The 12,613-nt window shown below is 55.7% G+C and carries 13 protein-coding genes; 1 reads left to right on the forward strand and 12 read right to left on the reverse strand.

The genetic code is table 11. The annotated features are described in order from the left end of the window. Positions 1-1,463: 1,463 nt before the first annotated feature. From FC75_RS01480 to FC75_RS01520, 9 genes are all read right to left on the reverse strand, one after another. A complete protein-coding gene (locus tag FC75_RS01480; RefSeq protein WP_054665441.1) occupies positions 1,464-2,216 on the reverse strand; it encodes a nucleoside phosphorylase in 753 nt (250 codons plus the stop codon). Between the two features lie 198 nt (positions 2,217-2,414). Further along, entirely contained in the window at positions 2,415-2,867 is a 453-nt protein-coding gene (locus FC75_RS12775; RefSeq protein ID WP_082397822.1) for a L,D-transpeptidase, read from the reverse strand. A 294-nt stretch (positions 2,868-3,161) separates the two neighbouring features. Beyond that, on the reverse strand, positions 3,162-3,833 hold the full coding sequence (locus tag FC75_RS01490) for a L,D-transpeptidase (protein ID WP_056988927.1): 672 nt from the start codon (positions 3,831-3,833) through the stop codon (positions 3,162-3,164). Positions 3,834-3,927: 94 nt separating this feature from the next. Further along, positions 3,928-4,266 (reverse strand): S66 peptidase family protein, encoded by a 339-nt coding sequence (locus FC75_RS01495; RefSeq protein ID WP_056988928.1) that lies wholly within the window; start codon positions 4,264-4,266, stop codon positions 3,928-3,930. A gap of 73 nt (positions 4,267-4,339) precedes the next feature. Beyond that, positions 4,340-5,026, reverse strand: coding sequence for a TVP38/TMEM64 family protein (locus FC75_RS01500; protein ID WP_056988929.1), 687 nt, complete (start codon positions 5,024-5,026; stop codon positions 4,340-4,342). A 93-nt stretch (positions 5,027-5,119) separates the two neighbouring features. Then, a complete protein-coding gene (locus tag FC75_RS01505; RefSeq protein ID WP_056988930.1) occupies positions 5,120-5,977 on the reverse strand; it encodes a hypothetical protein in 858 nt (285 codons plus the stop codon). Positions 5,978-6,013: 36 nt separating this feature from the next. Continuing rightward, on the reverse strand, positions 6,014-6,829 hold the full coding sequence (locus FC75_RS01510; RefSeq protein WP_056988931.1) for an HAD family hydrolase: 816 nt from the start codon (positions 6,827-6,829) through the stop codon (positions 6,014-6,016). Then, the gene (locus tag FC75_RS01515; RefSeq protein WP_054665406.1) at positions 6,826-7,392 is read right to left on the reverse strand and encodes an NUDIX hydrolase; all 567 of its coding nucleotides are present in this window, start codon (positions 7,390-7,392) and stop codon (positions 6,826-6,828) included. The genes FC75_RS01510 and FC75_RS01515 overlap by 4 nt, the downstream gene beginning before the upstream one ends. Positions 7,393-7,492: 100 nt before the next feature. After that, positions 7,493-8,365, reverse strand: coding sequence for a DegV family protein (locus tag FC75_RS01520; protein ID WP_056988932.1), 873 nt, complete (start codon positions 8,363-8,365; stop codon positions 7,493-7,495). 162 nt (positions 8,366-8,527) lie between these two features. Here FC75_RS01520 and FC75_RS01525 point away from each other — a divergent pair, with 162 nt between their 5' ends. Beyond that, entirely contained in the window at positions 8,528-10,222 is a 1,695-nt protein-coding gene (locus tag FC75_RS01525) for an Rqc2 family fibronectin-binding protein (protein WP_056988933.1), read from the forward strand. Between the two features lie 63 nt (positions 10,223-10,285). Here FC75_RS01525 and FC75_RS01530 read toward each other — a convergent pair whose 3' ends face one another. Genes FC75_RS01530 through pyrF form a run of 3 tightly spaced genes read right to left on the reverse strand, consistent with a single transcriptional unit; the run spans position 10,286 to position 12,613 of the window. Then, positions 10,286-11,227, reverse strand: a complete 942-nt coding sequence (locus FC75_RS01530; RefSeq protein WP_056988934.1) for a dihydroorotate oxidase — start codon at positions 11,225-11,227, stop codon at positions 10,286-10,288. Positions 11,228-11,268: 41 nt separating this feature from the next. Then, positions 11,269-11,901, reverse strand: a complete 633-nt coding sequence (gene pyrE, locus FC75_RS01535; protein ID WP_056988935.1) for an orotate phosphoribosyltransferase — start codon at positions 11,899-11,901, stop codon at positions 11,269-11,271. Then, positions 11,894-12,613, reverse strand: a complete 720-nt coding sequence (gene pyrF / locus FC75_RS01540; RefSeq protein WP_056988936.1) for an orotidine-5'-phosphate decarboxylase — start codon at positions 12,611-12,613, stop codon at positions 11,894-11,896. Before pyrF ends, pyrE begins: the two co-directional genes overlap by 8 nt.

Here is a 12,613-nt window from a genome sequence, read left to right on the forward strand (position 1 = left end):
TAGACCACTATCAAGGATTCGTTATCATCGTTGCACTTGACTTGAAAATTGAGGTGGTCATTTGTCCTGGCTGCCGATTTTTTGTTGTTTAATAAGTTTAGCCGTGTCTAACTTTATTTTCTATAATTATTTTCTAGCTTTAATAACCGTTATTCATAGTTCTTGATACGAATACACATTTTAGCTGTCTGGCCTCGGCAGCAAGTTTGTCTAGCACTGCGGGTCAGCGACATTTTAGTTAAGGTCGGTTGTGAGAATCGCCGCACAATGAATCGCGCTTTCAGTCATGCTGATGCGGCCTTAAGCTCAGATGATGATGAATTGGTGTCAAAGGCCGACCATGCGGTTCGTTTTCCTTAGCCGCTGGCAATCGCTCAAGGCAGGATGACCTGTCGTGATTCTGACGCGAGTTCAGATAGCAGCACGTATAGTTGATGGTCTAATTGCTCAGAATCACGATGTCAGCAAGATGCATACTAGACGTCTGCTCATGGATGATTGAAATCCAATGCTTAGATAATTGTAGATAATTACGGAAGACTTATGGCTGCTGAGTTGCTGATGGAGATTCTGAACGGCGATGATGTATAGAAAGTTAAAGCCGTTGTATCGATTGATGAGGTTACGGGTAGTCAATTTGATCGACAATCGAAGACAGACAAGATATTTCGGCCGAGATTTGGCTAAGCGCCCGTCTCTTCGGCTCTCAGGAACAACTTCGTATAATATATATTATGTGAACTAGAATATATCAAAAAGCAAAAGGACTAAATTCACCCCTAAATGTCGTACGCCCCACTGTCCATTTGCCGCTCAGTTAAATGACTGACTATGTCGTTGTGTCTTCAGCAGCAATCATGACATGAGAATTGACTAAACCAAGCGTCGTCGATTTGCTGACAGCTGATCCTTGAACAGGATTGGTATGAAATCAAAGCCTGTTAATTTTTGAACTTCGGTTTTTTCCGAGTGCATGCGAGTTTGTATATCTCGTTCTTCGCGTTTTTGTGAGCCTTGACGTTTATGGCAAACTCGATACCGTGATCACAATCAACGATGGCAAATACTCTGTATACGGTTATTTATCGTTGATTGGTTCAAGTGCTTCAAGTCAGACTGGTTTGTCCTGAACGCTGACTATGTATGATGAATGCCACCACACACAGACAATAGGCAAATGTGCCTGAATTTTTGCAGAATTCCATCAGGCTTCATTTATACCGCGTTCTGCTCACGCAAATGTATATTTCAGAATAGCTGGCGCCCTTTTGTTTTCGACTGCGAATTCACAAATTTCTAGTACAGCTGGTTGGCACACAGAAAAGCCGCAGACTAAACGTCCACGGCTTTTCACGACTCTTAAAAAATCGATATTAGTATCAGTTTCTCTGCTCTCATTTAATTGGTACGATGCCCCCTGGACTGGTTTGGCGTAGTAATAATGCCTCCAGAGTAACGTATTGCTAGAGTGATGCCAGGCAGGAAATCGTCATCTTCAAGGCAATATCGTGGGACGCTGTGCCGAAATCACGCGGGTTGTGGTTTTCAACGTCAGCAAGCGAGTCGCCTGTGAAGAGAATTTGACCAAACTGAACGCCGCGAAATTCGGCACATGCCGCTAGTGCCGCACTCTCCATTTCAACAACGGTGAATCCGCGCTGAAGCCGGTTTTGCACCTGCTTTCGCGTTTCCCGAAAGAAGCCATCGGTGGTCCAGGTGTTCACAACCTCAAAATTGATGTGCTGCACCGCCAGACTGCTCTGAATCTGTGCAGCAAACTTCGCATCCAATTGAATGATCTCAGCGGCGGGCAGATAATGAAAGGAAGTTCCTTCGTCGCGCAGAGCCGACTGTACAACCAGCATCTTATTTTCCGGCTGGCTGGTCAGCACGCCGCAGGAACCGACTGCGATGATTTGGCGAGCACCGTAAGCAATCAAATACTCCAGCACCTGGGCGGCTGCTGGTGCACCAAGCGGACAGCGGCAAAGCCCGATTCGCTGTCCGTCAATCGTGACGGCGTAAACGGGGAAATTTGCTGAGACAGTTTCGAAAATGCCTAGCTGCTCGCCGTTGTGTGCGGCCGCAAACAGGTTGACCTCTTCATCTTTCAGGATTGGGAATGCCATGCGCGCTGGAAAATGATAACCTTCATCGCGGAAGGGATTGATCACCGCGTCTGGGTTGGCATCATATTTTAGCAGTGATAGATCCATGACTAAACCGCCTCCTCGTGTAGTTATTGAACTAAATGTATCACAAAAACTTAGTCAGTATCTACCATGGAAATGTTTATGAAAAACACGTTTTATGAAATCTCGGCTTTTTGTTGGCACTGAATCAAAAAAGTCTTTCCGCAACTTTCCAGTAATGAAAGAGTCACTGGCATATTGCGGAAAGACTTAGCGTTTATTTTAGTGATGATCGATTGTGACTGGCGTACCTTCGGGAATCTTGTCGTAGATCCATTTGGCATCCGGAATGCTCAGCTGCACGCAGCCGTGTGACCCCGCGCGGATTCCTAAGTCGCTGGCCTCTTTAATGTCGTAGTGGCCTTGGGCATCAAATGGTACGGTGTGGAATAGGATCCGGTTCTGGTAAATCGACGTCCAGTAGTTGGCGCCCAACCGCACCGCCGGGCTCGAATTGAAGAAGTGCAACCCGCGCTGACCGATACTGAAGTGACCCTCGGGCGTCCGGCCGTCAATCCCGGTTGACGCATACATCGTGTAAAGAAGCTTGTCGTTGCCACGAATGTAGACGCGCTGACGATCCAGGCGCACTTCCATTGACAAGTGTTGAACGTGATCCAGATTTGGATAAGCGACCGTTTCAGAGGGTTGATGCCAATCGATGGGTTTTCTCATCAAAGATGGTTTCTTGTTTGGATGCGCGGCTGACCGCGCCTTTTTCGCATGTGACCTTTTTTTAAGAGACGTTCGGGCCACACGTTGCACTCGCTCGTGATGAACGGCCTGCACCTGCTGGCGGCGAAGCGCAGCGGCACCGATTGCGAGCAGCATGACGGCAACCAGTAGCGCGACTAAACCGGCCCAGCGAGGAAAGCGCCGCCGAGTAGAATTTGCTGAATCATTTTGTTTGCGTTGAAGCATTCCCCAAAGGCCCCTTCCCGATTTTAACTCACGATTGTATCTGTGACCTTAGCTGATAACCACTGGCGTTCCGGTCGGAATCGTCTGGTTGACCCACTTGGCGTCGGCAATGCTCAGGCGAATGCAGCCGTGAGAAGCCGGTTCCTTGCCCAGCTTAGCGGCTTCCTTGGGCAGATAATGGCCGTTCACGTCTGTCGGAACGGAATGGAACAGATACCCGGTACCGTAAAAAGCCGTCCAGTAATTCGCGCCCATTTTTTCTGACGGCGTGTAAAAGTGATCGCCGCGAGTGCCGATTTGAAAGTGGCCCTTGGGCGTGCGGTTATCGATCCCGCTTGAGCAATACATTGTGTACGCCTTTTTCCCATTGACCAACACGTACACGCGCTGCTTGGCCACGTTCACGTACATGGCCACCTTGTCGGCACTGGTGATTTTCGGATATGCCACGGTTTCGGATGGCTGGTGCCAATCGATGGGCTTGCGCATCACCGAAGGCGCTGCCGGCTTTGCCGCGGGCTTAGTCTTAGCCGTTTTGGCTGGGACTTTTTTAACCGGCTTTGCTTGCCGGCTGGTCTTCTCCTGCCGCGGCGTCGATGAGGCGGCTTGCAGGTGGCCAGTCACCTGCACACCCACTGCCAAAACGACGAGAATCGCCACTAGGCCCCATAACCAAGGCTGATAGCGTTTCTTGAGATGCGGAAAATGAACCTGACGCATGTGCGTTCTCCTTTAAAAACCTGAGTATTTTCGGTTACTTATTGTACCATACAATTGCACAGCTCGATATGGTGAACCGGCCTGGACCGGGCCTTCAGCTGAAAAAAGGCTCGGTGCTCGTCAGCGTTTGCTGCGAACAATCGAGGACTGCTTCGGCGCCGTACGGCAGGGCTGTGCGCGGATAAGCATGCCCGATATTGACGTTGAACAGCAATGGCAGGTTCCAAGCGGCAGTTTCATCGCGCAAGATCTGCTTATAATCATTGTAATACTGCTCGTCCTGTGGCTTGCCCGCAACGATTGCCGCCACCTGGTCAAAGATGCCGTAAGCCTTTAGGTGCGCCAGCATCAGGCGATAACTGGCGGGTTCAGGCCGTTCCTCGCTGGTTTCAATGAACAGGATTTTGCCCTGCCACTCTGCCCGCTTGGGCATCAGGCCATGATGGCTCGTTCATTGGCAGATAGTCGGCCAGACTTGCTGCAGGTGTTTCACATCGGTTTCGACCCTACTTTTCAGGCTCAGCATCGCGGTGGCGCTGGCGGTCCTTCCTGATGAATAGGATCAGGGCAGACAGCGCGACAAAGGCAATGATCACCGTGATCAACAGCCGGCGATTGCCGCGGATCAACGCGTCACCACCAAACGCGTAAATGGCGGCGACCAAGGTGCTGCCAAGCAAACAAACCAGCACGTGTGAGCGCGCCGACACTCGCAGCCGCACCGAGGCCACATTGACCAGCATGGTGGGAATCATCGGCACCGCGTAGCCAATCAGCAGACCAATTCTGGGGTGCTTCATGCTGACCAAGGCCTTGTACAGCCGGTTGGTCGGTGCCTTATCCCGCCGGTCGGCCAGCAGTTTCAAGACGCCACTTTGGATCAGATTGCCGGCGGTGAGTCCCGCGGCGCTGACCAGAAAGCCCGCCCAGTCGCCGAGGCAGACCCCGGTAAAAATGGCGACCACAGAGGACGGGGCGCCGGGAATGCAGCACATCAGCACCAGCAGCCCGAAGAAGAGAATGACCTCCAAAGGCCCGTAGTCGCGGAGACTGGCGATCGCGTTTTCCGCCCGGGTGGTGGTGTCAAGCAGCAGTGAAACGGAACCGCGGTACTGCAGCCACAGACCGTAGCCAATGCCCGCTGCCACTAGCGCCCCAAGGAGCGATAAGGCAATTTTCAGCTGGCGTTTCACGAGACCACCTCCCAGTTGCCCCTAGTTTAACTGAACGCCGCGACTTACGCATGAAAATCCGTCAAAAAAAGACCCGCGAGCGGGTCAGAATCGTTAAAACAGAATGGCAAACGCGGCAAGTTCCTGCGCCGTCGCCTGATCAGGAAACGACATGTAAACCTGCATGCCGCCTTCGTCAACGTCGGCGAAGGCGCCTTCAAGGGTCTCATAGCGACTCGCCAAGGCTGGCAACGTGTATGCCAGCAGGCCATCCAGGAGGCCATGGTCCTGGCCCCAGGCACCGCCGAATTCGAGCGTGTTACCACGCAGATAGGTCAGGCAGTACGCAACCACGTTGTCCCCTTGCGCTAGGGCCAGCGGGGCAGTTGGCTCCAAATCGGTCAGGATGCGCGGCGCCCAGTCGTTATCCGAAAACGGCTTGACCGGGTCGACATCGTGCCGCTTTTGGTAAGTCAGGTAGGCGGTTTGGATCAGCGCGGTGCTTAAGGGTGTGCTTTGCAGCAAATCGCTTTGCGACAGCAGGCGCGTCCCTGGGGTCAAAGACACGGTTGCGGTTTGGGCCGTTTTCAGCACCAGCTTGGGCTTAAACGTCGTCCGGATCCGGCGCAGACCGCGGGAAATTGTCGCCGACCGCAGCGCCGACTGCGTGTCGGTGCTGACTGTCAGGATCCCGCGCTGGCCCGCATTTTTGGCCCGATCAACGACGGGCGTGAGCAGCGCGTCCGCCAGCTCCGCCTGCGGCAATGCCGCGGCTTTGGCCGTGGCCACGGTCACAAACCGCAGCAAATAAGGATGCAGCGGGTTGCGCCAAGTGGTCAGCGCGCCCACCACTTCGCCGTTAGTGCTCAGGAGAGTGGCGCCGTCGCGATGCGCCTTAAACAGCTCACGGTCCTCCGGCGTCCCAGCCCACTGCACGGCCGCGTTATCATAAGCAGAATAGTCAAAATTCATGGTTTTGCCTCATTTTTGCGTCTCAGCAGCTCAGTACTAGTTGGCCTGGTGGGCAGCGATGACTTGGTCCAGCACCTGCACGACCCCGAATTCCTCGTTCGTGCCCGTCCGGTAGCTGGCGTACTGTTCCATGCCCGGCGCAAAATTATTGACCAGGTAGCTGTACTTCACGGCCTTGAGCATTTCCGCATCATTGAAATTGTCGCCAAATGCCATCATTTCATCGGTGGTGATGCCCATTTGCTTCCCGATGGCGCGCATGCCGTTGCCCTTGTTGATGCCGGGCATCATGATGTCGATCCAGACCGGGCCGGAGATGGCCGCTGAGAAATTCTGGCCAAACCGCGGTTTGATCACATCGTTAAAGACCGCCTTGGCATCGCCGTTTGGCAGGTAAATCGTGACTTTATCGGCCTCACCGGTCCAGCTGCTCAAGTCCTCGCGGTAGGACAGCTGGTGGTAGAACTCGCGGTAAACTGAGTCGTACTGTTGATCTTTGGTTTGGCCGATTGCCTCGTCGATGCCACAGATCAGCGGCAGACCGTCCGTTTCATCACGAATCACGCGCACCATTTCCTGCACTGTTGCGGTCGGCATCAGGGTTTTGCTGATGATCTGCCCCTGATAGCTGATCACCCCGCCGTTGTCGCAGATCAGTGCCAGCTTTTGGTGGTAGCTGGGAAAAATATCCTGCAGCGTGTACAGCGGCCGGCCGCTGGCAATGCCGAACTGAATGCCCAGATGCTCCAGGGCGTCCAGCCGGTCCTGAAACCGCGGCGGCAGCACGCTGGCTTCAGTCAGCAGCGTGTGGTCCATGTCGGTGGCGATAAACTTCACGTCTTTCAAACTCATGCGCGGTCTCCTTTAATGAATGCCTCGTAGTAGCTGATGGCGCCAACGCTTTGCGCGGAGGCAATCTTGCCGCTTTTGACGGCGGCCACGACCTCATCCAGCGGCACAAGCTGGCTGGTCACAAACTCGTCCTGGTCAAAGTGCTTCGGGGTGCGCTTTTCCGGATCAATGTGCACCAGCATGAGGTGCACGAGCTCGTCGGTCATGCCTTCGCTGGACCGAATGGCGCACATTTCGGTGATGTCATCGGTGACGTAGCCGGTTTCCTCTTCCAATTCGCGTTTGGCTGCGACCGTCGGATTTTCCCCCGGGTCCATCAAGCCTGCCGGCAGCGCGAAGGACTCCCCGTTGATGCCGACCCGGTATTCCCGGTTGATCAGCACCTGATCGTCCGGTGTGAGCGCCAGCATGGCGACGGCTGGTGCGTGCTTGATCAGGTCGCGCTCAACGCGCAGGCCGTCAGGGGTGTCGATGGTTTGCTGGATCACATCAAAAATGTGGCCGCTGTAAACGGTGCGGGCCGATAGCACGCGGCCCTTCTTTTGGGATGCATGAATAAACATAATTGCCTCGATTATTAACTGATTTATTTGCCGACGCAGGTACGTCAGGCGTCTATTCAATCATACCAAAAAACCAGTCGAATAAGCGGCTGGTTTGAGATTACTTCGTGGTGCGGCTAAGGTCCTGGATCCAGGCGACGGCAATGGCCTTTTCCCCCAAGTGGGTGCCAATGACGGGCCCGAAGTACGAAATCTCAAACGGCACCTGCGGGAATTTCTGCTTCAGGTCGGCTTGCCAGGCCATGGCGGCGTCGGGGTCGTTCGCGTGGATGACCCAAGCTTTGACCGGGTAATTGACCTTCGCAAGTTCCGCGGCCAGCAGTTCTTCAACGCGCGAGTAGGCCTTTTTCAGCGAGCGGACCTTCTCAAAGGCGACAATTTTGTGGGAGTCGTCGTCGAAGGTCAGAAGCGGTTTGATCTTCAGCATGCCGCCGATGAACCCCGCTGCGTTGCTCAAACGGCCGCCGCGGACCAGGTTCTGCAGGTCGTTGACGATGAAATACTCACCCATGGTTGCCCGCAGCGCATCCAGGGTTTGAATGATTTCGTCTGCCGCTTTGCCGGCCGCCGCCATTTTGGCGGCTGTCAGGACCAGTTCCCCCATTAAAATGACCGTGATCTGCGAATCGTAAACGATCACGTGTGCCGGCTTGAAGTCGGCCACGGCGGCGCGCAGCGTTTCCACAAAGCCGGAAATGGTGCTGGCCAGGTGAATCGAGATGATGGTGTCGTAGCCTTCATTCGCCAGGTTTTCGTAGAGTTTCAGCACCTCACCCAGCGGCGGCTGGGACGTGCTGGGAAAGGTCTTGGCGGTGCGTAATTTAGCGTAGTATTCTGCAGTGGTGATGTCCTTGCCTTCATCGTACACATTGCCGTCCAAGATGACGGGAATCGGCACGATTTTGATGTGATTGGCCGCGATTTCCTGCTCGGATAGATAGGCGGTGCTGTCGGTCACGACGGCGATCTTCATTTGCTACACCCACTTTTTCTGAATTTGCTTAGAACAGCATAACATTATCTCTCTTATTTTTGAAGAATAACGCGCGGCTGGCGCTTTGCGTCGGGCCTTGAAAACCGGTAAAATGAGTAGCAGTAATTGACCGGCTGAACGCCGGCAGAAAAGAGGTGCGCGATGTCATTTGACGGTTTATTCACGCATGCGATGAACGCAGAACTGCAGCCCCTGGTGGGCGGCCGGGTCAATAAAATTACCCAGCCTTACAATAATGAAGTCATCATCACGATTCGGGCCAACCGCAAGAATTGGCCGCTGCTCCTGTCGGCGAATCCGCAGTTTGCTCGGGTCCAGATCACCCAGATCCCCTACGAAAACCCGAAGGTGCCAACTAATTTTACCATGACGCTGCGCAAGTACCTGGCCAGTGCCACTTTACAATCCATGACGCAAGTGGCCAACGACCGCGTGCTGCAGCTGGATTTTTCCACCCGCGATGAGCTGGGTGACGATTTGAGCCTCCGCCTGGTGGTCGAGATCATGGCGCGCCACTCGAACATCACGCTGGTCAACCTGAAAACCGGCAAGATCATCGACCTGATCCGCCACGTCGGCCCAGATCAGGACCGCTTCCGCACGCTGCTGCCGGGTGCGCCGTACATTCCCGCTCCGGCGCAGGATAAGGTCGATCCCTTTACCGATGACACCCGCGGCTACCGGGAACTGATGAAGACCAAAGACGTGCCACTTTCGCAACTCCTGCAGCGTCACTACCAAGGGCTGGCCGGCGATTCCGCCAAGGAGTTGGCCGCCCGCCTCAGCGCCGGCGAGCCCGACGCCGCCTGGGACGATTTTTTTGCGCAGCTTGATCACCCGACGCCGACCATCACGACCGGCACCAAGGTGAATTTCTCCGCCCTGCCCTACCAGACGCATGAAGGCAAGCAGCAGACCTTTAACACGCTGAGCGCAATGCTGGACGCGTTTTACGCGCAGAAGGCCGAGCACGACCGCGTCCGCACGCAGGGCGAGAACCTGATCCGGCCGCTGAAGACGCTGATCGAGCGCGACGAAAAAAAGCAGAAGAAGCTGAAGCAGACACTGAAGGACACCGAAAAAGCGGACGACTACCGCATCCGCGGTGAGATCCTCACGACCTACTTGGCCCAGGTCAAGCGCGGCGACACCAGCGTCACCCTGCCGAATTTCTACGACGACATGAAGCCGCTGAAAATCAGTCTGTCCAACCAGCTGTCACCGTCAAAAAACGCGCAGAAGTATTTTTCCCGCTACCAGAAGCTGCGCAACGCCGTGGCCTACGTCAACGAGCAAATGAAGCAGAACCAAAGCGAGCTGGATTACCTGACCGGGATCATGGCGCAGATCGAAATCGCCAGCCCTAAAGACCTCGATGATATTCGCACCGAGCTGCAGGACGGCGGCTACCTCAAAGTCCACAAGCAAGGCAAGAAGGCGCCAAAGCACAAGATTGCCAAGCCCGAGGAGTTCTACGCCTCGGATGGCACCAAGATCTGGGTCGGCAAGAACAACCTGCAAAACGACCAGCTCACCCTGCACAAGGCGGCCAAAACGGATATTTGGCTGCACGCCAAGGACGTCCCGGGTTCCCACGTCATCATCGATGCCGCCAAACCCAGTGACAAGACCCTCATGGAGGCCGCGATGCTCGCCGCCTACTTTTCCAAGAGTCGCGCTTCGGCGAATGTCCAGGTCGACTGGATCGAGGTCAAGAAGATCCGCAAGCCTAACGGGGCCAAGCCGGGGTTTGTGGTCTATGAAGGCCAGCGCACCGTCGTGGTGACCCCGGACGAGGCCGTTGTCGAGCGGCTCCGGCGCCAGCCCACGATGTAAAAGCAGTTACAAAAAGCGGCACCCCAGAGCAAATCTGAGGTGCCGCTTTGGCGTTGCTGGTGGTTAATCGAGGGTCTTAAGTTTGCCGCGGAAGTCGTCAATGCTAGTGTAGCCCTTTAGCAGCATGATGTCGCCAAGCTCTTTTTCGATCCGGGTAAAGACTGCCGGCCCTTCGTACCCAAACTGCGTGCCGATCTGCAGCATCGAGGCGCCGCACAAAATGTGTTCAAAAGCGTCGCGGCCGCTCATAATGCCGCCGACACCAATCACGGCGATGTCGGGGTTCAGACGCTGGGCCAAGGCACGCACGTTGGCCAGTGCGGTTGGCTTGATACTAGCGCCGCCGATCCCGCCAAAGCCGCCCTTGGGCTTAATCGCCGCCGTTTCGGTCTCGAAATTGACAATCAGGCCGTTGCCGACGCTGTTGATGGTCGTGACGAAACTCAGTGGAAATTGATTGAGAATGTCAGCAATCGTATCAAAGTGCGCCATGTCGAAGTACGGCGGCAGCTTGACGCCCAGCGGCTTCTGGTAAAATTCGAACACGGCTTCCAGGGTTTGCCGGGTGGCCTCAAAATCGTAGCCCGTTTGCGGGTGCCCCGGCACGTTGGGACAAGACAGATTCAGTTCCACAAAGCCTTGGTAGGCCGAGTCGTTAATCTGGTGAAGCATCGCCAGATTGTCATCAAGACTGGTACCAGCCAGCGACAGGAAATTTGTTTTCCCTGGGCGTTTTTGCTCGTCCGCCAGCACGTAGTTAAGGTAATACGCCAGGCCGTTATTGGGTAGACCCATGGAGTTGAAGCTGCCGTGTGGCATGGTGGCCATGCGCGGCGATGGATTCCCCGGGCGCGGCGCTGGGGTAGCACTTTTCGTGACATAGGCGCCGGCATGTGACTGCACCAGCGCGTCTAAATCGCGGCTGGACTGGCAGCGGACACCTGCCGCATTCATCAAGCAGCGGTCAAAGTGGCGACCGGCAATCGTGGTTTCAAGGCTCAGCATACGATACGCTCCTCTTCTTTGGTTGCATCAAGGACAACAAGTCAGGCCTGCCAGTGCGCAGGATCCTTGCGCCAGGCGTGCAGCAGCGCCAGTTCATCCGCATCGATCTGCCCGTGCGCCTGCGCCGTTTGGATCAGCGTGGTGTAATTGGTCAGGGTGACGAACTTGGTCTTGGCTGCTTCAAAATTAGCGGTGAGCGCCGGCAGCTGGTAGCTGAAAATCGCCGCTACGCCGACGACATCCGCCCCTTCCTGCCGGGCCGCGGCTGCCGCCTTAAGGACCGAGCCGCCGGTGCTCAGCAAATCATCGATCAACACCAGCTTAGCGCCGGGGTCCAGCTTTCCTTCGATTTGCCGCCCTTGGCCGTGGTCCTTGGGCTTGCTGCGGACATAGACCAGCGGCAGGTTCAACCGCTCGGCGACCAGCGCCGCGTGCGGGATCCCCGCCGTGGCCACGCCGCCGATCACTTGCACGTCTCGGTACTGCGTTTTGATCAGTGCGGCCAGCCCGTCGGCAATGCGCGTGCGCACCGCCGGATACGAGATGGTCAGGCGGTTGTCCGTGTAAATGGGACTATGAATGCCGCTGGCCCAGGTAAACGGTTCTTTTGGCCGCAGGGTGACCGCGCCGATCGTCAACAAGTCGGTTGCAATGGTGGTTTCAATTTCAGACATTTGCGTGCCTCCATTCCTCAGTAATGTGCTGATAAGCCAAGACTGGGTCAGCCGCTTGGGTGATCGGTCTGCCGACCACGATCGCCGAACTGCCCAGCTGTGCCGCTTGACCCGGCGTCGTGATCCTGACCTGGTCCCCTTTTTGACTGCCCGCTGGCCGAATGCCAGGCGTGACGATCAAAAAGTCTGGCCGCGTGATGGCCCGAATCAGGGGTGCTTCCTGGGCACTGGCGACCACCCCGTCGGCCCCAGCCGCCTGCGCCACAGCGGCGAGGTGCTGGACCGAATCCACGACTGGGCCTTCGATTTGCAGCTCTTGGTGCATCATGGTCGCAGACGTTGACGTCAGCTGCGTGATCGCCAGCAGCTTAGGAGCCGGCAGGCCTTGTGAGGCGGCGCCGGCCACCAGCCCGCGCTTCGCCGCGGCCAGCATCGCGCTGCCACCTGCCGCGTGCGCCGTGGTGAGCTGCACACCCAGCCGGCCGAGCTGATACGCCGCCCGCTCGACCGTGTGCGGGATGTCGTGCAGTTTCAGGTCGAGAAAAATCTCGACGGGATGGGCCTGCCGAACGGCCTTGATGGCTGCCGGCCCTGCGGCATAAAAGAGTTCCATGCCAATTTTGACAGTCAGCGGTTCACCGCCTTCGAAGCGTTTCAAGAAGCCGGTGGTGTCTTCAAGGGTGGGAAAATCCAGTGCAATGATGGGTGCCAT

Origin of the sequence: Lacticaseibacillus camelliae DSM 22697 = JCM 13995, assembly GCF_001436615.1 — a bacterium.
Lineage (GTDB): Bacteria > Bacillota > Bacilli > Lactobacillales > Lactobacillaceae > Lacticaseibacillus > Lacticaseibacillus camelliae.

What these genes read in the sequence shown, in the direction of transcription:
- FC75_RS01530 (WP_056988934.1), bottom strand. Translation starts at nt 11,227, where the DNA reads ATGCTGAGCCTTGAAACCACGATTGCCGGTCGCCACTTTGACCGCTGC.
- FC75_RS01480 (WP_054665441.1), bottom strand. Translation starts at nt 2,216, where the DNA reads ATGGATCTATCACTGCTAAAATATGATGCCAACCCAGACGCGGTGATC.
- FC75_RS01490 (WP_056988927.1), bottom strand. Translation starts at nt 3,833, where the DNA reads ATGCGTCAGGTTCATTTTCCGCATCTCAAGAAACGCTATCAGCCTTGG.
- FC75_RS01510 (WP_056988931.1), bottom strand. Translation starts at nt 6,829, where the DNA reads ATGAGTTTGAAAGACGTGAAGTTTATCGCCACCGACATGGACCACACG.
- FC75_RS12775 (WP_082397822.1), bottom strand. Translation starts at nt 2,867, where the DNA reads ATGAGAAAACCCATCGATTGGCATCAACCCTCTGAAACGGTCGCTTAT.
- FC75_RS01520 (WP_056988932.1), bottom strand. Translation starts at nt 8,365, where the DNA reads ATGAAGATCGCCGTCGTGACCGACAGCACCGCCTATCTATCCGAGCAG.
- FC75_RS01495 (WP_056988928.1), bottom strand. Translation starts at nt 4,266, where the DNA reads ATGCCCAAGCGGGCAGAGTGGCAGGGCAAAATCCTGTTCATTGAAACC.
- FC75_RS01515 (WP_054665406.1), bottom strand. Translation starts at nt 7,392, where the DNA reads ATGTTTATTCATGCATCCCAAAAGAAGGGCCGCGTGCTATCGGCCCGC.
- pyrF (WP_056988936.1), bottom strand. Translation starts at nt 12,613, where the DNA reads ATGGCACCCATCATTGCACTGGATTTTCCCACCCTTGAAGACACCACC.
- pyrE (WP_056988935.1), bottom strand. Translation starts at nt 11,901, where the DNA reads ATGTCTGAAATTGAAACCACCATTGCAACCGACTTGTTGACGATCGGC.
- FC75_RS01505 (WP_056988930.1), bottom strand. Translation starts at nt 5,977, where the DNA reads ATGAATTTTGACTATTCTGCTTATGATAACGCGGCCGTGCAGTGGGCT.
- FC75_RS01525 (WP_056988933.1), top strand. Translation starts at nt 8,528, where the DNA reads ATGTCATTTGACGGTTTATTCACGCATGCGATGAACGCAGAACTGCAG.